Annotated in this window: 15 protein-coding genes and 1 tRNA gene; 5 read left to right on the forward strand and 11 right to left on the reverse strand. The window is 69.9% G+C overall.

Annotated features, from left to right (window positions below):
- Nucleotides 1–3: 3 nt before the first annotated feature.
- Entirely contained in the window at nt 4–585 is a 582-nt protein-coding gene (locus H504_RS0120300) for a hypothetical protein (RefSeq protein ID WP_026424267.1), read from the forward strand.
- A gap of 24 nt (nt 586–609) precedes the next feature.
- On the opposite strand, the gene H504_RS0120305 is transcribed toward H504_RS0120300, so the two are convergent.
- The 5 genes from H504_RS0120305 to H504_RS0120325 form a co-directional block, all read right to left on the reverse strand.
- Nucleotides 610–1,857, reverse strand: coding sequence for a beta-ketoacyl-[acyl-carrier-protein] synthase family protein (locus tag H504_RS0120305; RefSeq protein WP_026424268.1), 1,248 nt, complete (start codon nt 1,855–1,857; stop codon nt 610–612).
- A gap of 100 nt (nt 1,858–1,957) precedes the next feature.
- Nucleotides 1,958–2,209 carry an acyl carrier protein gene (locus tag H504_RS0120310; RefSeq protein WP_026424269.1) on the reverse strand — a complete coding sequence of 84 codons (252 nt, stop codon included), beginning with the start codon at nt 2,207–2,209 and terminating at the stop codon, nt 1,958–1,960.
- A gap of 78 nt (nt 2,210–2,287) precedes the next feature.
- Complete coding sequence (locus tag H504_RS0120315; protein ID WP_026424270.1) at nt 2,288–3,262, reverse strand: beta-ketoacyl-ACP synthase III; 975 nt, start codon at nt 3,260–3,262, stop codon at nt 2,288–2,290.
- Complete coding sequence (locus H504_RS0120320) at nt 3,259–4,194, reverse strand: ACP S-malonyltransferase (protein ID WP_026424271.1); 936 nt, start codon at nt 4,192–4,194, stop codon at nt 3,259–3,261. The genes H504_RS0120315 and H504_RS0120320 overlap by 4 nt, the downstream gene beginning before the upstream one ends.
- 217 nt (nt 4,195–4,411) lie before the next feature.
- The gene (locus H504_RS0120325; protein WP_026424272.1) at nt 4,412–5,599 is read right to left on the reverse strand and encodes a PucR family transcriptional regulator; all 1,188 of its coding nucleotides are present in this window, start codon (nt 5,597–5,599) and stop codon (nt 4,412–4,414) included.
- A 1,040-nt stretch (nt 5,600–6,639) separates the two neighbouring features.
- Here H504_RS0120325 and H504_RS0120335 point away from each other — a divergent pair.
- The gene (locus tag H504_RS0120335; RefSeq protein WP_026424273.1) at nt 6,640–7,260 is read left to right on the forward strand and encodes a nicotinamide mononucleotide transporter family protein; all 621 of its coding nucleotides are present in this window, start codon (nt 6,640–6,642) and stop codon (nt 7,258–7,260) included.
- A gap of 45 nt (nt 7,261–7,305) precedes the next feature.
- Here H504_RS0120335 and aceE read toward each other — a convergent pair whose 3' ends face one another.
- Nucleotides 7,306–10,071, reverse strand: coding sequence for a pyruvate dehydrogenase (acetyl-transferring), homodimeric type (gene aceE / locus H504_RS0120340; protein WP_026424274.1), 2,766 nt, complete (start codon nt 10,069–10,071; stop codon nt 7,306–7,308).
- Nucleotides 10,072–10,374: 303 nt separating this feature from the next.
- Between aceE and H504_RS0120345 the strand changes: the two genes are divergently transcribed.
- The 3 genes from H504_RS0120345 to H504_RS0120355 all read left to right on the forward strand — a co-directional run bounded on the left by H504_RS0120345 (nt 10,375) and on the right by H504_RS0120355 (nt 11,490).
- On the forward strand, nt 10,375–10,806 hold the full coding sequence (locus tag H504_RS0120345) for a DUF3052 domain-containing protein (RefSeq protein WP_026424275.1): 432 nt from the start codon (nt 10,375–10,377) through the stop codon (nt 10,804–10,806).
- A 107-nt stretch (nt 10,807–10,913) separates the two neighbouring features.
- Nucleotides 10,914–11,372: a peroxiredoxin gene (locus H504_RS0120350; protein WP_026424276.1), complete on the forward strand. Its 459-nt coding sequence runs from the start codon at nt 10,914–10,916 to the stop codon at nt 11,370–11,372.
- Nucleotides 11,373–11,415: 43 nt separating this feature from the next.
- Nucleotides 11,416–11,490: transfer RNA gene (locus tag H504_RS0120355), tRNA-Val, on the forward strand.
- 43 nt (nt 11,491–11,533) lie between these two features.
- Here H504_RS0120355 and H504_RS0120360 read toward each other — a convergent pair.
- The 5 genes from H504_RS0120360 to dbpB all read right to left on the reverse strand — a co-directional run.
- Nucleotides 11,534–12,709 carry a site-specific integrase gene (locus H504_RS0120360; RefSeq protein WP_035305064.1) on the reverse strand — a complete coding sequence of 392 codons (1,176 nt, stop codon included), beginning with the start codon at nt 12,707–12,709 and terminating at the stop codon, nt 11,534–11,536.
- Nucleotides 12,709–12,975 carry a helix-turn-helix domain-containing protein gene (locus tag H504_RS40305; RefSeq protein WP_084467932.1) on the reverse strand — a complete coding sequence of 89 codons (267 nt, stop codon included), beginning with the start codon at nt 12,973–12,975 and terminating at the stop codon, nt 12,709–12,711. Before H504_RS40305 ends, H504_RS0120360 begins: the two co-directional genes overlap by 1 nt.
- Before the next feature lie 206 nt (nt 12,976–13,181).
- Nucleotides 13,182–14,741: a hypothetical protein gene (locus tag H504_RS0120365; protein ID WP_051386070.1), complete on the reverse strand. Its 1,560-nt coding sequence runs from the start codon at nt 14,739–14,741 to the stop codon at nt 13,182–13,184.
- Complete coding sequence (locus H504_RS36105; RefSeq protein WP_051386071.1) at nt 14,738–15,778, reverse strand: bifunctional DNA primase/polymerase; 1,041 nt, start codon at nt 15,776–15,778, stop codon at nt 14,738–14,740. Before H504_RS36105 ends, H504_RS0120365 begins: the two co-directional genes overlap by 4 nt.
- Before the next feature lie 151 nt (nt 15,779–15,929).
- The coding region (dbpB, locus tag H504_RS0120375; protein WP_026424279.1) for a DGQHR domain-containing protein DpdB at nt 15,930–17,026 on the reverse strand (1,097 nt) is incomplete at its 5' end.

Here is a 17,026-nt window from a genome sequence, read left to right on the forward strand (position 1 = left end):
CACGTGCAGGAACGCCAACGCTGGCTGCTCCCGGTGATCCTCATCGCCGTGGTCGTCGCCGCCGCGGCCACCATGGTCGCCCGGGAGCTCTACGCCACCGCCGCCACCGACCGGCAGTCCGCCGCGCCCATCCTGCCCAGCACCAGCGCCCTCCCGGTCGCGGCGCAGCCCGGCCCGCGCGACGTCCGGGCCACCCAGGACGCGACCGGCCACCCGCTGTACGAGACGGTCCGCCAGCTCCTGCAGACCTACTTCGACGCCATCAACGGCAAGAACTACGCTCGCTGGAAGACCACGGTCACCGACGACCGGGTCAAGGACATGCCGGAGGACACCTGGCGCGCGGCCTACCGCACCACCCAGGACGGCAGCATCATCGTCTACCGGATCGAGACCGGCCCGGTCGGCAGCGCCAGGGTCCTGCTCACCTTCGTCAGCAAGCAGGACCCGGCGGACGCGCCGCTGGAGCTCCCGGCGGGCTGCATCCGGTGGAACGTGATCTTCCCGATCACCGACGTCGACGGCGAGTGGCGCATCGACGCGGGCGCCACCGGCGCCTCCCCCCAGCACGACCGCTGCCAGTGAGTCGTCAGGTGAGTCGTCTCAGTCTCAGGCCGCGGTGAACAGGACCGCGACGTTGTGCCCGCCGAAGCCGAACGAGTTGTTGATCGCCGCCGACAGGTCCACCTTGCGCGGCTCGCCGGTCACCACGTCCAGGCCCACCTTCGGGTCCAGGTTCTCCAGGTTCCTGGTGACCGGGATGGTGCCGTAGTAGATCGCGAGCAGCGTCGCGATGCTCTCCACCGCGCCCGCCCCGCCGACCAGGTGGCCGATGGAGGCCTTGGGGGCCGTCACCACCACGTGGTCGCCGATGGCCTTGCGGATCGCGGCGGCCTCGCCGATGTCGCCGACGACCGTGGACGTCGCGTGCGCGTTGACGTGGCCGATGTCGGTGGCGGTCAGACCCGCCAGCGCCACCGCGTTGCGCATGGCCTTGATCTGGCCGATGCCCTCCGGGTGGTTGCCGGTGATGTGGTGGGCGTCGGAGGTGATGCCGTAGCCGGAGAGCCGGGCGTACACCCGGGCGCCCCGGGCGGCGGCGTGGTCGGCGCGCTCGAGCACCAGGATGCCCGCGCCCTCGCCGAGGACGAAGCCGTCCCGGTCGACGTCGAACGGGCGGGACGCGCGGTCCGGCTCGTCGTTGCGGGTGCTCAGCGTCCGCGACTGGCAGAAGCCCGCGACGGTGATCGGCGCGATGCACGCCTCGGCGCCACCGGCGACCACGATGTCGGCCCGGCCGTTCTGGATCATCTGGTACGCGTTGGCGATCGCCTCCGCGCCGGACGCGCAGGCCGACGCGGTCGTGTGCACCCCGGCGCGGGCGCGCAGCTCGATGCCGACGTGCGCGGCGGGCCCGTTGGGCATCAGCATCGGCACGGTCAGCGGCGACACCTTGCGCAGGCCGTCGCGCTCCAGGATGTCGTCCATGCCGAGCATGGTCAGCGGGCCGCCGATGCCGGTGCCGATGCTGACCCCGAGCCGGTCCGGGTCGACCGGCTCGTCGTCGTCGGTGGGGATGGCGAACCCGGCGTCCGCCCAAGCCTCCCTGGCGGCGATCACCGCGATCTGCTCGCAGCGGTCCAGCCTGCGCGCCTGCACCCTGGGCAGCACGTCGGTGGGTTCGACGGCCAGCGGGGCACCGATGCGCGACGGCATGTCGAAGCGCTCGAGCCAGTCCATCTCGAGGGTCCGGACGCCGTTGCGGCCTGCGACCAGGGCGTCCCAGGTGGACGACACGTCACCGCCGAGCGGCGTGGTCGCGCCCAGCCCGGTGACGACGACATCGACGTTGCTCATCGGGTTTCCTTCGCGAGCGAGCGGGTGGTGGGTAAGCGGCCCGGACCGGTGCGGCCGCGGGCGGGAGGGGAGGGTGGAGCCGGGTTCCGCCAAACCGGTCTCAGACGTGCTTGGCCACGTAGTTGACGGCGTCGCCGACGGTCTTGAGGTTGGCCAGCTCGTCGTCCGGGATCTTCACGCCGAACCGGTCCTCGGCCTGCACCGCGATCTCCACCATGGACAGCGAGTCGATGTCCAGGTCGTCCACGAAGGACTTGTCGGCGGTCACGTCGTCCGGCGCGACACCCGCGACCTCTTCGACGATCTCGCCGAGTCCCTCGAGGATCTCGGCCTCGCTGGGCTTCTCCGACATGCTCTGGTGTCCTTCCTTCGTTTTGCCGACCCGCAGGCGCGAACGCGTCCGGCGGGAGTTCGTGGTGTGGCCGCCCGGCTACGGGCAGATGACGACCTGACCGGCGTAGGACAGGCCCGCGCCGAAGCCGATCAGCAGCGCGACGTCGCCGGGTTTGATCCGGCCCGCGGCGCGCATGTGGTCCATGGCCATCGGGATGGACGCCGAGGAGGTGTTGCCGGAGTGGACGATGTCGTCGGCGACGACCATGTCCGCCCTGGCCCCGTTGGCGCGCAGCTTCTTCGCGATCGCCTCGACGATGCGCAGGTTCGCCTGGTGCGGGATCAGCACGTCGAGCTCGGCGGGCGCGATCCCGGCCGCGTCCAGGGCGCGCTGCGCGATCGGGGCGATCTGGGTGGTGGCCCAGCGGAACACCGACTGGCCCTCCTGGAAGATCCACCGGTCGTCGCGCAGGCTGATCAGGTCGACCAGGTCGCCCGCGCTGCCCCAGACGACCGGGCCGATGCCGGGCTCGTCGGCCGGACCGACCACCGCGGCGCCCGCGCCGTCGGCGAAGATGATCGCGTTGGCCCGGTCGGTCGGCTCGACCCAGTCGGTCAGCTTCTCCGCGCCGATCACCAGCACCCGCCGCGCCGACCCGGCCCGGACCAGGTCGGAGGCGGTGCCCAGGGCGTAGCAGAACCCGGCGCAGGCGGCGTTGAGGTCGAACGCGCCTGCGCCCTTCACCCCGATCCGGTCCGCGACCTGCGCCGCGCCGTTCGGGATGGGGGTGGGCATGGTGCAGTTGGCCAGGATTACCGTGTCCACGTCCGACGGGGACAGCCCGGCGTTGGCCAGCGCCTTCGACCCGGCGAACACGGCCATGTCGACCAGCTTCAGGTCCGCGTCGGCGAACCGGCGCTCGACGATGCCGACCCGGTCCCTGATCCACTCGTCGGTGGTGTCCATGATCTTGGACAGGTCGTCGTTGGTGACCACCCGCTCCGGCTGGAACGAGCCGACGCCGAGGATCCGGGTGGCCTGGACCGCCGGGGCCAGCCGCAGGCCGGTCACTCGGCACCGCCGGTGTGCTCGGTGCCGAGGTGGCCGAGGACGGTGTCCAGCTCGGCCGGGGTCTTGAGCGCCACGGTCGGCACCCCCTTCAACTCGCGCTTCGCCAGGCCGACCAGGGCACCGGCGGGCGGGAACTCGACGATCGCGTCGACGCCGCGCTCGGCCATGGTCGCCAGGCACAGGTCCCACCGCACCGGGTTGGTGACCTGCGCGACCAGCCGGGCCAGCACCTCGGCGCCGTCGGTCACCACCGCGCCGTCGGCGTTGGACAGCAGCGTGCGGTTCGGGTCGGCCGGGGACAGGGTCGCCGCGTGCGCGCGCAGCGCCTCCTGGGCCGGGGCCATGTAGTGGGTGTGGAAGGCGCCCGCGACCTTCAGCGTGATCGCCTTGGCGCCCTCCGGCGGCTCGGCGGCCAGCTTCTCCAGCGCGTCCTTGGCGCCCGCCGCCACGATCTGACCGGCGCCGTTGCGGTTCGCCGCGACCAGACCCAGCTCGTCGAGCCGGGCCAGGATGCCCTCCTCGGTGCCGCGCACCAGCGCCGCCATCCCGGTCGGCTCCAGCTCGCAGGCCGCCGCCATCTCCCGGCCGCGCACGGCGGCCAGCGCCACCGCGTCCTCGGCGGTCAGCACGCCCGCGATGGCCGCGGCGGCGAACTCGCCGATCGAGTGCCCGGCGATGATCGCGTCCGCCGGGATCTCGGTGCGCCGGGCCAGCTCCTCGTAGGCCAGCAGCGTCGCCGCGACGATCAGCGGCTGGGTGATCGCGGTGTCCTTGATCTCGTCGGCCTCGGCGGTGCCGCCGAGCCGGACCAGGTCCAGGCCGACCAGCTCCGACCAGGCGGTGAGCCGCTCGGTCGCCCCGGGCAGGCCTAACCACGGGGTGAGCATGCCTGGTGCCTGGGAGCCCTGGCCGGGCGCGAGGAGTGCGATCACCCGTTCAGCCAACACTGAGCGGGCCGTTCACCTGCATGCCGTCGCTCACCAAGTCGGGGCACTCTCTTTGTAGGAAGTCTCCAAAAGTGACCGGGCTATTACCACGTGCGGCCGGGATTCGTTGTCAGTTGTCGGCCAGGACACCATCCCGTTGCCGTCCGTTACCCATTCGCCGGAGCCCGACTGTTCGCCGCTGACTCCTCGATGGTGTGGTGGATCACCAGAGGCCGCGGGCCCGGGAGAGCCGCCCGACGGCCAGCGCGACCCGCAGGACCAGGGAGTCCCGGGGGTCGCCCGCGTTGCGGCCGGTCAGCTCGGCGACCTTGCGCAGCCGGTACCGGACGGTGTTCGGGTGCACGAACAGTTGCCGCGCGCACGTCTCCAGCACGCCGCCGGTCGCCAGGTAGGCCTCCACGGTTTCCTGCAGCGCCCCGCCCGCGTCCTCCAGCGGCCGGGCGACCCGGTCGATCAACTGCCACTCGGCCTCCGGGTCGCCCGCCAGTGCCCGCTCCGGCAGCAGGTCCGTCGACCGCACCGGCCGCGGCGCCTCCGGCCACGCCACCACGGCCCGCAGCCCGGACAACGCGTCCGCCGAACTCCGGTGCGCCTCGGCGATGCTCGACACGGTCGGCCCGGCCACCACCGCCCCCGCCCCGAACGCCGCGGCCATCTTCACCAGCACCTCCTGGTCGACGGCGTCCTCGGTGGGCCCCGCCAACACCACGACCAGCCGGGAGCCCTGCACGCTCAACAGCACCGGCCTGCCGACTCGCGCGGCGCGGCTGCGGACCTCGTAGACGACGGTCGGGGGGTCGTCGGAGGGCGGGTTGCCGACCAGCACCGTCGCCTCGGCCGCCGGGTCCCACCCCAACGCCGTGGCCCGCGACAGCAGCGACTCCTCCGCGTCACCGCGAACGATCCCGTCGACGACCAGCGCCTCCAGCCGCGCGTCCCACGCGCCCCTGGCCTCCGCCGCCGACGCGTACGACATCGCCGACGCGAACGCCACCTCACGCCCGTACCGCAGCACCGCCTCGGACAACACGGCCCGCTCCGCGTCGTCGGCCGCCAGGTCCGGCACCAGCTCCTCGAACACCTGCAGCGACACCCGCACCATCTCCACGGTCTGCCGCAGACTTATCCACCGCGACAGGTCCCGCGGCGCCCCCCGGAACGTGTCCGTCGTCAGCCGCAGCGCCTCCCGGGTGTCCTTGAGCCACGCGGTGAACCCCGCCACCCCGTTCTGCGCGACCAACAACACCGACGCCCGCTGGTCCGCGGGCATCCGCCCGAACCACGCGAACTCCCGGTCCATCGCCGCCACCGCCGCCGCCGCCAGCTTCCCCGAAGCCCGCTCCACAGCCGCGAGCGTCCCCCCCGACAACCCCTCCGACGCCGACCTCATCCCCCCACTCTCGCACCCCGCCAGGGCGTTTCCCGGGTCGGGTGGTCAGTGCCCCGGATGGTTCAGCCAGGACCGCACGTCCACCGTGCCCTGGTCCAGCCGCGCCAGCTTGGCCCGCAACTCCTCGGTCAACACCACAACATCAACCTCAACCTCGTCGCCGGACCCCGTTCGGTAATCCCGGCACGGAGTCTGACCCTGGCGTCGGTGAGCGTGGGCGGCGTGACACCGAAGTCGTTCACCAGTGTCCCGCAGTCCTGGAAGTAGTAGCTGGCGTTGTCGATCGCTGCGATCGCCCCTTCTCGTTCACCCGCCGGTAGTCATCTGCGGAGGTCACACAACGGGGGCAAGTTGGAAGTCGGGAGTGAGGACAGACTCCGAGGAAAGTGTGGGATGAGGTGGGACCACAGGCAGCCAGCGGAACGGCGGCGGAGCCGGTGAAGGCGGCGCGACAGACCTGGTTGGGCACCCCGAATACCTGACTCCGGAGGCGCATGCAGCGATTGAGCCGCACTCCCGGCCGCAAGACAGCAGGCAAGATCATAGGAGTGGCGCACGGGATACAGAACAATGGGTTCGATTCAGTGTCGCCCCGTTTGGCTACATACTTCGACGCGATGACCGAGGGTCGACCGAAGGTCAAGCCACCACGCTGATCCCGGCTCCCACCGCACCATGGGCGCCAGCCCATCGGTCACCTACTCGACATGAGGGCCGACAGGCCCAAACGAGCAACGCTGGTTCCGCCACCCACCGCACCGTGGGGGTCTGGGGGGTCGCCCCCCAGATTCAACGCCGCCCGATCCAGGTGAGCGCTCCCCGCGAACACGACTCGCCGATCGGGCGGGCCGCCCGACATGTCGGTGCGCTCGATGTCGGGCGGCCCATCTCCCCGGTCCCCACCGGTAGTTCCACTATGGAGGGTTTCCCGGGGCGGTGCCAGGCGAGGCGGGGAGGTTCCCTCTTTCGTGGCACATCGCCGGTGGGGAACATCGGTGCGGGGTGTGGTGTTCCGGGGAGTGGACCGAGAGGGGGACCGGGTGGGTTGGTTGGCGCAGGCTTCGGTGTCGGTGTTCGGGCAGCGGTTGGGGTTGGCGGAGCTGTTCGGGCAGTTCTTCGCGTTGGCGGTGGTTTTCCTGGCGCGGCGGCGGACTTTGTGGACGTGGCCGGTGCAGTTGGTGTCCGTGGTGTTGTTGTTCAGCGTGTACGTGTCGGCGCACCTGGGTGGGTTGGCGGTGCGGCAGGTCGTGGTGGGGGTGATCGCGCTCTACGGGTGGTGGGCGTGGGCGCGGCGGCGGGACCCGGTGTTCGGGGTGGCGGTGCGGCGGGCGTCGTCGGCTGAGTTGGCGGTGACGGCGGGGGTGTTCGCGGCGGGGACCGTGGGGTTCGCGCTGGTGTTGGACGCGTGGGGCGCTTCGTGGGCGCCGTGGCCGGACGCGGCGATTTTCGTGGGGACCGTGTTGGCGTTCGCGTTGCAGGCGTGGGGGTTGGTGGAGTTCTGGTTGGTGTGGCTGGTGGTGGACGCGGTGGGGGTGCCGGTCCAGCTCGGTTCTGGCTTGTGGTTCAGCGCGGGGGTGTACACGGTTTTCGCGGTGCTGGTGATCCACGGCTGGGTGAGTTGGTACCGGTCGGCGCGGCGGCAGGTTCCGGTCCAGGCGTGACGGAAGGCCCCACCCAACCGAGGGCGGGGCCTTCCAACCAGCACGTCAGGCTGAGCCGGGGTCCGAGGTCTGCGGACCGGCGGCGGAGACGTCGTCGATGCGGTAGCGGGTGGCGGCCTCGACGACCTGGTCGCGGGCGATCTCGCCGCGGCGGGCCAGCGCGGTGAGCACGCCGACGGTGATCGACTCGGCGTCCACCAGGAAGTGGCGGCGGGCGGCCGGGCGGGTGTCGGAGAACCCGAACCCGTCGGTGCCCAGGGTGAGCATGTCGGTGGGGACCCACGGGCGGATCAGGTCCGGTACCGCGCTCATCCAGTCGGACACGGCCACGACCGGGCCGACGCCCTCGGACAGCACCGACGTCACGTACGGCACCCTGGCCTCGGCCTGCGGGTGCAGCAGGTTGTGCCGCTCGACCTCGACGGCGTCGCGGCGCAGCTCCGACCACGACGTGGCCGACCACACCTCGGCGCCGACGCCCCACTCGTCGGCCAGCAGCCGCTGGGCCCTGAGGGCGGACGGCATGGTGACGCCGGAGACCAGGATCCGGGCGCGCGGGCCGTCGGTCGTCGGGGCCGTCGCGTACCGGTAGAGGCCGCGCAGCAGGCCCTCGACGTCGAGGTCGTCCGGTTCGGCGGGCTGCCGGTAGGGCTCGTTGTAGACGGTCAGGTAGTAGTAGATGTCCTCGGCCTGCTCGCCGTACATGCGGCGCAGGCCGTCGCGGACGATGTGCGCGATCTCGAACGACCACGCCGCGTCGTAGGACACCACGGCCGGGTTGGTGGCGGCCAGCAGCAGCGAGTGCCCGTCGTTGTGCTGCAGGCCCTCACCGGTGAGCGTGGTGCGGCCCGCGGTGGCGCCGAGGACGAAGCCGCGGGCCATCTGGTCGGCGGCGGCCCACAGGCCGTCGCCGGTGCGTTGGAAGCCGAACATCGAGTAGAAGATGTAGATCGGCACCATCGGCTCGCCGTGCGTGGCGTACGAGGTGCCCGCGGCGGTGAACGACGCGGTCGACCCGGCCTCGTTGATGCCCTCGTGCAGGATCTGGCCCTGCTCGCTCTCCTTGTACGACAGCATCAGCGACGCGTCGACCGAGGTGTAGAGCTGGCCGTTCGGGTTGTAGATCTTCTGCGTGGGGAACATCGAGTCCATGCCGAACGTGCGCGCCTCGTCCGGGATGATCGGCACCAGCCGCGGCCCGAGTTCCTTGTCCTTGGCCAGGTCGCGCACCAGCCGGACGAACGCCATCGTGGTGGCGACCTCCTGCTTGCCGGACCCGCGCTTGAGCACGTCGTAGACCTTGTCGCCGGGCAGCACCAGCGCCTTCGACTTGTGGCGGCGCTCCGGCAGGTACCCGCCGAGCTGGCGGCGGCGCTCCTGCAGGTACTGGATCTCCGGGGCGTCCGGTCCCGGGTGGAAGTACGGCGGCAGGTACGGGTCGCGCTCGAGGTCGGCGTCCTCGATCGGGATGCGCAGGGTGTCCCGGAACGCCTTGAGGTCGTCCAGGGTCATCTTCTTCATCTGGTGCGTGGCGTTGCGGGCCTCGAAGTGCGGGCCGAGGTTGTAGCCCTTGATCGTCTTGGCCAGGATCACCGTGGGCTGGCCGACGTGCTCGGTGGCCGCCTGGTAGGCCGCGTACACCTTGCGGTAGTCGTGGCCGCCGCGCTTGAGGTTCCAGATCTCCTGATCGGTCATCGGGGTGACCAGTTCCTTGGTCCGCGGGTCGCGGCCGAAGAAGTGCTCCCGGACGAACGCGCCGTCGTTGGCCTTGTACGTCTGGTAGTCGCCGTCCGGGGTGGTGTTCATCAGGTTGATCAGGGCGCCGTCCCGGTCGCCGTGCAGCAGGGTGTCCCACTCCCGGCCCCAGATGACCTTGATGACGTTCCAGCCCGCGCCGCGGAAGAACGACTCCAGCTCCTGGATGATCTTGCCGTTGCCGCGGACCGGGCCGTCCAGCCGCTGCAGGTTGCAGTTGACCACGAAGGTGAGGTTGTCCAGGCCCTCGTTGGCCGCGACGTGCACCAGACCGCGCGACTCGGCCTCGTCCATCTCGCCGTCACCCAGGAACGCCCATACTCGCTGGTCGGACGTGTCCTTGATGCCGCGGTCACGCAGGTACCGGTTGAACCGGGCCTGGTAGATGGCGTTCATCGGGCCCAGGCCCATCGAGACGGTCGGGAACTCCCAGAAGTCCGGCATCAGCCGCGGGTGCGGGTACGACGGCAGGCCGCCGCCGGGGCCCGCGTGCGAGAGCTCCTGGCGGAACCCGTCGAGCTGCGACGTGGAGAGCCTGCCCTCGAGGAACGCGCGGGCGTAGATGCCGGGCGACGCGTGCCCCTGCACGTAGATCTGGTCGCCGCCGCCCGGGTGGTCCTTGCCGCGGAAGAACCAGTTGAAACCCACCTCGTACAGCGTCGCCGACGAGGCGTAGGTCGAGATGTGGCCACCGACACCGACCCCGGGCCGCTGCGCCCGGTGCACCGTCATCGCCGCGTTCCAGCGGACCCACGCCCGGTAGCGGCGCTCCACCTCCTCGTCACCGGGGAACCACGGCTCCAGCTCGGTGGGGATGGTGTTGACGTAGTCGGTGCTGGTCAGCGCCGGGACGGCGACGTGGCTCTCCCTGGCCCGCTCCAGCAGCCGCAGCATCAGGTAGCGGGCGCGCTGCTGCCCGCCGCCCTGCACCGCGGCGTCGAAGGACTCCAGCCATTCCGCGGTCTCCTCCGGGTCGATGTCCGGCAGGTGCGCGGCGAGGCCGTCGCGGATGACGCGAACGCGCTCGGGGGTGGGCTGGTTGTTCTGGGTGGCCAACTTGGAGCTCCAGCCTGGGGTCGAGGTCGGATATCGCGCGCGCGATATCGCGCGCGCGGAGGCTACTCTGCCATGTTCCGCCGACCTGGGGGTCGACTTCACCGTTACCCGTCGGTACAGCGGAAGTGGGGTTGCTCGCATACGCTGCCGGGCAATCCGACGGCGGCGTGTCGAACAGCGGACGGTTGCGCAGGTGGCCACTGTCAGTGTTCGCTATCGCCTAACCGAACAGGCAGAACGCGGCCGACGGCCCTGACCATCAGGGCCGACGGGTCGCGCGAGCACAACTGGAGGAGTGACACCGTGGTGGCCGCGGGAGACGCCGGGAACGCCGACGTCGCCGACAAGCTGGGGATCGAGACTGGCGCCGTCGTCCAGGAACTCGGCTGGGACGAGGACGTCGATGACGCACTGCGGGGCGCCGTCGAGGAGCGGATCGGCTCCGACCTGCTCGACGAGGACGCGGACGAGGTCGTCGACGTCGTGCTGCTGTGGTGGCGCGAGGACGACGGCGACCTGGTCGACACGCTGATGGACGCGATCGGACCGCTCGCCGACAACGGCGTGATCTGGGTGCTGACCCCCAAGACCGGCCGCGATGGCCACGTCGAGCCCAGTGACATCGCCGAGGCGGCGCCGACAGCGGGCCTGGCCCAAACCTCGAGCGTGAGCGCTGGCCCCGACTGGGTGGCCACTCGGCTGGTGTCGCCCAAGTCGGCCAAGTCCAAACGCTGACTCCCAGTCGCCGGTCACCCGGGCGTTCCCCCGCCCGGGTGGCCTAGGCTGGGCCGCGCACAGTCTCAGGCGCTGGTAGGCGCCCCCAGTCACGGAGGATGCCGGGTATGGCAGTCGAGGTCGGTTCGAAGGCCCCGGACTTCACGCTCAACGACTACAACAGGCAGCCGGTGACGCTCTCCGAGCACACCGCCGCCAAGAACGTCCTGCTCGTGTTCTACCCATTCGCCTTCAGCGGCATCTGCCAGGGCGAGCTGTGCCAGGTCCGCGACGAACTGGCCACCTACGAGAACGGAAACGTCCAGGTCATCGGCGTCTCCGTGGACACCCCGTTCAGCCTCAAGGCCTGGGCGGAGCAGCAGGGCTACCAGTTCCCCCTGCTCTCCGACTTCTGGCCGCACGGCGACGTCGCCAAGCAGTACGGCGTCTTCAACGAGGCGGCGGGCCTGGCCAACCGGGGCACCTTCCTCATCGACACCACCGGCACGGTCCGCTACGCCGAGATCAACGCCCCCGGCGAGCCCCGCGACCAGGAAGCCTGGAAGAAGGCCATCGCCGAGCTGTAACCTCGGTGACCCTCCCGCGCTCCCCTCCGGAGTCGCGGGACCAGGGCGCATAGCTCAGCGGGAGAGCACTCGGTTTACACCCGAGCGGTCGCAGGTTCGAATCCTGCTGCGCCCACCAGCCAGAACGGGGCCCTCGGTAGCCTCCGAAGGCCCCGTTGACATCACTGGCCGACATCAGTTGGGGCGATGATCTGGTCCATCTGGTGCGCAATCCTCTTCTTGGTCGCGTCAAGGACGTGCCCGTACACGTTCGACGTGACCCCGATCGTGCTGTGCCCGAGCAACTCCATGACCTCCTGCAGCGTCGCGCCATCCATGAGCAGCAGGGTGGCGCACGTGTGCCGGAGATCATGAACCCGCGTCAGTGGGATGCGGGCGCGCTTGAGCAGTCGAGCGAGCATGGTGTTGATGTTGCGCGGCTCGACCACGCGTCCGGTCTTGGTGATGAAGATCAGATCCTCTGGTTGTCCTGGTGCCAGGTTTAGCGGTGGCGCTACCAGCCGGTCTGCGGTCTCCGTTCGGTGTACTAGCAGGGCGGCGATGATGACTCGTCCGACGTAGAGCTTGCGCCTTGACCGCGGGGTCTTCGGCGGCCCGAAGACCAGTTGTCCGCGTACTCGCTGGACTGTGCGCCGTATGGTCACGGCGCCCGTTGCGAGGTTGACGTCCGACCAGGCCAATCCCAGAGCTTCCCCCTTTCGTAGTCCGGCCATGATGAGGATCAGCCAGTAGGCTCGAAGCCAGTGATTGAGTACGTGACTGGTGAATCGACGAGCACCGTCTTCGTCCAATGGCTCGACTTCAAACTCACCCCTGGATGGTGCCTGCACCATCTTGGCCACATTCCTGCCGATGAGGTCCTCTTGGATGGCGTAGGTCAGTGCGCTTCGTAGCGTCTCGAAGATGTTCTGCACGTATCGATCCGACAGACTCTTTCCGAGGACGGTCTTCTCTTTTCGCAACTCGCGAATGAAGGTGCGCATGTGCGAAGTGGTCAGGCTGTTCAGTCTCTTGGTGCCGAGGTGCTTCTTGATGTACCGCCGTACCACGATCTCGTAGCCCGAGTACGTGGATGGTCCGCGTTCCGCCTTGACTATGTCCGTGAGCCAGTGGTCCAGGTAGTCGCCGAGCTTCATGCCCGACGAGATGGACGGCGTCCCCTTCCGGTTGTTTTCCAGCATCTCAACACGCTTGTCATTGGCCTCGTCCCAGGTCTTGCCGTAGACATACTTGCGCTTGGTGCTGCCGTCCGCTGTCAGTACGTGGACGGCAGCCTGGTAGCGGCCGTCCTTTCGTTTAATGATTGTGCCAAGCCCGTTGGGTGCTCGTCCGGCCATCAGGCCACCTCTGCTTGTTGAAGTGCCCGCGCCTGTTGAACGAGGACTTTTATGTACTCTTCGACTTCTGCCAGGGGGATTCGTCGGGCACCAAAGATCTTGACCGACGTCAACTGGCCAGTGCGCAAAAGGTCGTAGACTCGCGTTCGCCCGATGCTCAGCAGCGCGGCGGCATCTTCGACCCGTAGCAGAAGCGGCCGGGTGGCGGGTTTGTCGGTGACTGCATCCACGGCGGTCGAGCTGCTGTGGGTCGCGTGTTCGGTCATCCCCTGGGCTCCTTAGTCGGGCGGCGCACGCGCCGCGTCGTGCTCGACTCGTCGTGTGTGCGCGGCAGCCCGAGGGGTGCCGGATTCAAACCCGCAAACCCGCGATACACCCCGTACAGGGGGTGTGATCAGGGGAAACAGGCGCGGGTTTGGCTGTGGGGCAAACCCGCGCAAACCCGCGGCAAACCCGCAGACGGCCGGATGGGTCAGGTGCCGTTGCGGCGTTCGACCCAGAAGACTCGGGCGTTGGCACGTGGGTCCATGCCTGAGCGCAGGACGTGGTTGCCGTGCCATCGGCCGATGTGGCCGGTGAGGGTGCGGCCGAGTGATTTCGCGGAGGGTGCGCGGCCGAGGTCGTCGGTGAGGAAGGTTCCTTCCCATCGATCGACCGGCCTGCCGTTGACCATGTCGATCTCGGCCTGCATCCGCAGTTTGCGGGCGGAGACGGGTCGGTCGTCGTTGATGGTGTGCCAGCAGGCGAGGAAGCTCGCCCATTCTTGGTTGTCGTCGTCGGTTTCGCGGAGGTCGCCGAGGTTGTCGAGGAAGCCCGAGATTCCGTGGTGGGCGAGTAGGCCGCCGGTGGCCTGGGCCCAGGTGGTGAATTGGCGCATGGAGTGCGTGCTGCGGGGTGCGTTGTTGTTGATCCAGTCCATGACGAGTACGAGTAGGTGCCGGAGCACCTGGGTGCGGTGGGTGGGTTCTTTGAGCCAGGTGTCGAGGTGTGGGATGCCGAAACGCGTTTGGTCGCGTTGGTCGGGGTGTGGGTCGTTGGGGTCGAGTCTGATGAGGACGGTGCGGGTGGCCATGTCGCCGCCGAGGCGGATGTTGTTGCCGGTGGCGAGCCAGACCCGGTTGTTGGTGGTGGTGAATCCGTCGCCGGAGGACCCGAGCATCCGCGCGGACCACTCCGGTGAGGTGAGCAGTTGTGCGAGTACGGCGGAGGAGATGATGGAGCCTTCGGCGAGGTTGTCCCAGAGCAGGACGGGTGCGGGACTGTGTAGGGCGGAGGTGATGGATTTTTCGAGTTCGGCGTCGTCTCCTCGGCGCCAGACGAGGTTTTTGGAGCCGTAGAGGTGGCCGAGGATTTCGGCGAGCAGGGTTTTGCCGCTGGATTGGGTGGTGGCGGAGATCAGCCCGAACGGGGTGAGCGCGCGCAGGTAGGGCCGCAGGATGGGTGCCAGCAGCAACCCGAGCCCGTTGGCGCGGTCGGCGTCGGCGACGAACGGGAAGTCGCACACCAGCCGGTCGAGCACGAACGACGCGGCGTCGTCGACGTCGGCCGGGGTGGGTCGGGTCGGGATGGGCGGGATGGTCGTGGCGGGTGCGTAGTAGAGGCCGGTGGCCTGGTCGTAGCCGGGTTCCTGGACGAGGGTGCCGTCGGGGCGGAGCACGGGTGAGCCGATGACACCGAGCAGTGGGGGCACGCCGGACCAGTGGCGGTGGGACAGCACCGCTGACAGGGTGGTTGCTTTGGGGCTGGTCTCGGTTTTCTTGTCGTCGCGGATGGTGTGGCAGTAGGTGTGGTGGGCCAGCAGCCAGGCGAGGCCGGCCGGGGTGAGTGGGGCCGCCGTGGTGGGCAGTGGGTGTCCGCCGGTGTCGGTGGTGTGGCCGGACTCGCGGGCCAGGTGGACCAGGCCGCCGCCGGTGACGTAGACGTCGGGCAGTGCCCCGGTGTCCAGGGCTGTGGTCAGGGCGCGGATGGCTTCGGCGTCGGAGCCGACGTAGATCGAGGGTTTCGGGTCGGACCCGGTGGCGGGGGTGGTCATGGTGTCCTCCGGGGTCGGCGGAACCCGGATGCGATCGCGTAGCCGATCTCGGAGGCGGGCAGTCGTGCGGCGGTGGCGGCGGCGGCGAGGTCGGTTTCCACGGTGGCGCGGTCGATCCATCCGGCGGCGACCATCGCGGCCAGGCTGGAGGACGACCGGAACAGTTTGCGGTTGCGGCCGCCGGGGGTCATCGCGGCCAGCTCGGCGCAGGCGGTGTGCAGTGCCGCGGCGGCGTACCGTTCGCCGCGGCCGCCGGTGACCGCCCGTCGCGGCGCCGGTGGTGTGTGGGGGGTGGTCGGGGTGGTGTGGCGGTCGTGGCCGGTGTGGGTCAGGGCGGTGCTCAGCCAGGCGGGTAGTGGGAGGGGTCGGGTCGCGGTGGAGGCGCGTCGGTAGTGGCCTGCCGTGGTGAGGCTGCCGGGGAGCACCACGTACCCGCCGTGGGCCTTGATGTCGATCTGCCAGCCCAGCCCGGTCCCCACGGTGCCGTTGTCGTGGACGCGGGCCGAGCTGGACTTCCAGCGGGCCACCTCGGCGGTGTAGATCAGGTGCAGCCCACCAGAGGGAGTTCGGGTGCACAGTGTGGTGTCGGTGTCGAGTCCGGCGCCGTGCAGTCCGGCGAGGACGGTGAACGTGTCGATCCCGGAGGCCGGCAGCGTGGCCGGTGTGGGCCAGGGCACGTTGTGGAGGGGTTCGCGGGGGGCGGTGCCGCCGTGGGTGTCGAGGTCCACCGCCAGCAGCCCGGACGCGCCGAGGTTGACCGCCCACACCGTGGTGCGGCACCGCCGCGCCCACCAGGCGATGACGTCGGGGTCGGCGCTGGCCGCCCACACCGCGTGGCACAGGGCGCCGTTCCCGCGTGCCAGGCAAGCGCAGTCGGCGGCGGTGTGGGCGACCGGCCGCTGGCGGGTCGCCCGGCACGCCGTGCAGCCGCCGAGTGGGGTTTTGCTGCCGGGGTTGAGTGGCAGGACGCGCCACCCCAGCCGGGTCGCCAACCACGACGCCGCCACGGCCGCGTCCGCGACATCTGCTGTGGACATTGAGTCACCCCATCCGGAAATCTGCGGGAGGTCAGGTGGGAAGGGCGGCCCGGCCACCCCTGGGCGGGACGGCCGGGCCGACGTGCTCGGTGTGGTCGGCGCGGGTGGGCGCCGGTGTGGGCGTTGAGGGGCGTGCGGGTGTGGGCGGTGATCAGCGCCTGTCCGGGGTCAGGAGTCCGGTGAGGAAGGCGGTGAGTGCGCTGATGTCGTGAGTCGTGTTCTGGATGCTGTTCCAGCGGCGGGCACCGTCGCGGAACTGCCACTCGCCGCGTGTCCAGGCGGTGTGTGGGACCAGTTCGGCGAGTCGGCCACGAAGTACGGTGGGGTCGAGGGTGTCGACGTGGTGGTCGTCGGTGAGCAGGTCCATGGCGTAGCCCAGGGCCACGATGCCGACGCCGTGGGTGAGCCGGGACAGCCGCGGCGGGAGCGCCCATTCGGCGGGCCAGGTGTCGCGTACGGCGGTCCACCAGGTGGTGAGGTGGGTGGTGATGCGGTCGAGGTCGCCGGCCCCGGTGGTCGGGTCGCGGTATTGGTGGAGGGCGCCGTTGGTGATGCTGTTCTCGATCATCTTCAGGACGCTGTTGTCCTTGATGTACCCGCCGGGTGTGGTCGGTGTGGCGATGGCGCCGTGGAACGGGCCGGTCGGGTCGTCGTTGAGGCGGGCCATGATCGCGGCGGGCAGTTGTTTGCGGGCGTAGACCGGGGGCAGGTGCCCGGTGGCGCCGGGCAGCAGTTCGTGGATCAGGCCCTTCGGCAGGGCTTTCGTCGAGTTGACCAGGATGAACTGTGATCGCTGCTCGTCCTCGGTGTCCGCGATGAACCCCACCACCGCCACCGGGAACTTCCGGATGTTCGCGTCCCGGATCGCCGCACTCCGCTGCTGCCCGTCCACCAACCACGCCGGCTTGCGCTCCTCCGCCTGACCCTCGTCGACCGGGATCACCAACTCACCCATCACCGAGTAGTCCACCGACTCGCCCTGCATCACCGCGGGCACGAACTCCACCCGCTTGTCGAACGCCACCACGATCGCGTTCGGCAACATCGCCCCATCCGACTCCAGATACCGGCGAATCGCCCGAATGTGACTAAGCACCTCCGGCCGCTGATACCCCTGCAACTCCTCACCCTCATCACGCCGCACCCGCGACACCGCCGCGAACCCCGGCAACTTCTTCCCATCCACGGCGAAGCAGTAAATCCGCCGCCGCCCCTGCCGAACCTCCAACGCGGGAAGGCGCAGGGTGT

Origin of the sequence: Actinokineospora inagensis DSM 44258, assembly GCF_000482865.1 — a bacterium.
GTDB lineage: Bacteria > Actinomycetota > Actinomycetes > Mycobacteriales > Pseudonocardiaceae > Actinokineospora > Actinokineospora inagensis.

What these genes read in the sequence shown, in the direction of transcription:
- H504_RS0120305 (WP_026424268.1), bottom strand. Translation starts at nt 1,857, where the DNA reads ATGAGCAACGTCGATGTCGTCGTCACCGGGCTGGGCGCGACCACGCCG.
- H504_RS0120310 (WP_026424269.1), bottom strand. Translation starts at nt 2,209, where the DNA reads ATGTCGGAGAAGCCCAGCGAGGCCGAGATCCTCGAGGGACTCGGCGAG.
- H504_RS0120325 (WP_026424272.1), bottom strand. Translation starts at nt 5,599, where the DNA reads ATGAGGTCGGCGTCGGAGGGGTTGTCGGGGGGGACGCTCGCGGCTGTG.
- H504_RS0120350 (WP_026424276.1), top strand. Translation starts at nt 10,914, where the DNA reads ATGGCAGTCGAGGTCGGTTCGAAGGCCCCGGACTTCACGCTCAACGAC.
- H504_RS0120360 (WP_035305064.1), bottom strand. Translation starts at nt 12,709, where the DNA reads ATGGCCGGACGAGCACCCAACGGGCTTGGCACAATCATTAAACGAAAG.
- H504_RS40305 (WP_084467932.1), bottom strand. Translation starts at nt 12,975, where the DNA reads ATGACCGAACACGCGACCCACAGCAGCTCGACCGCCGTGGATGCAGTC.
- H504_RS0120365 (WP_051386070.1), bottom strand. Translation starts at nt 14,741, where the DNA reads ATGACCACCCCCGCCACCGGGTCCGACCCGAAACCCTCGATCTACGTC.
- H504_RS36105 (WP_051386071.1), bottom strand. Translation starts at nt 15,778, where the DNA reads ATGTCCACAGCAGATGTCGCGGACGCGGCCGTGGCGGCGTCGTGGTTG.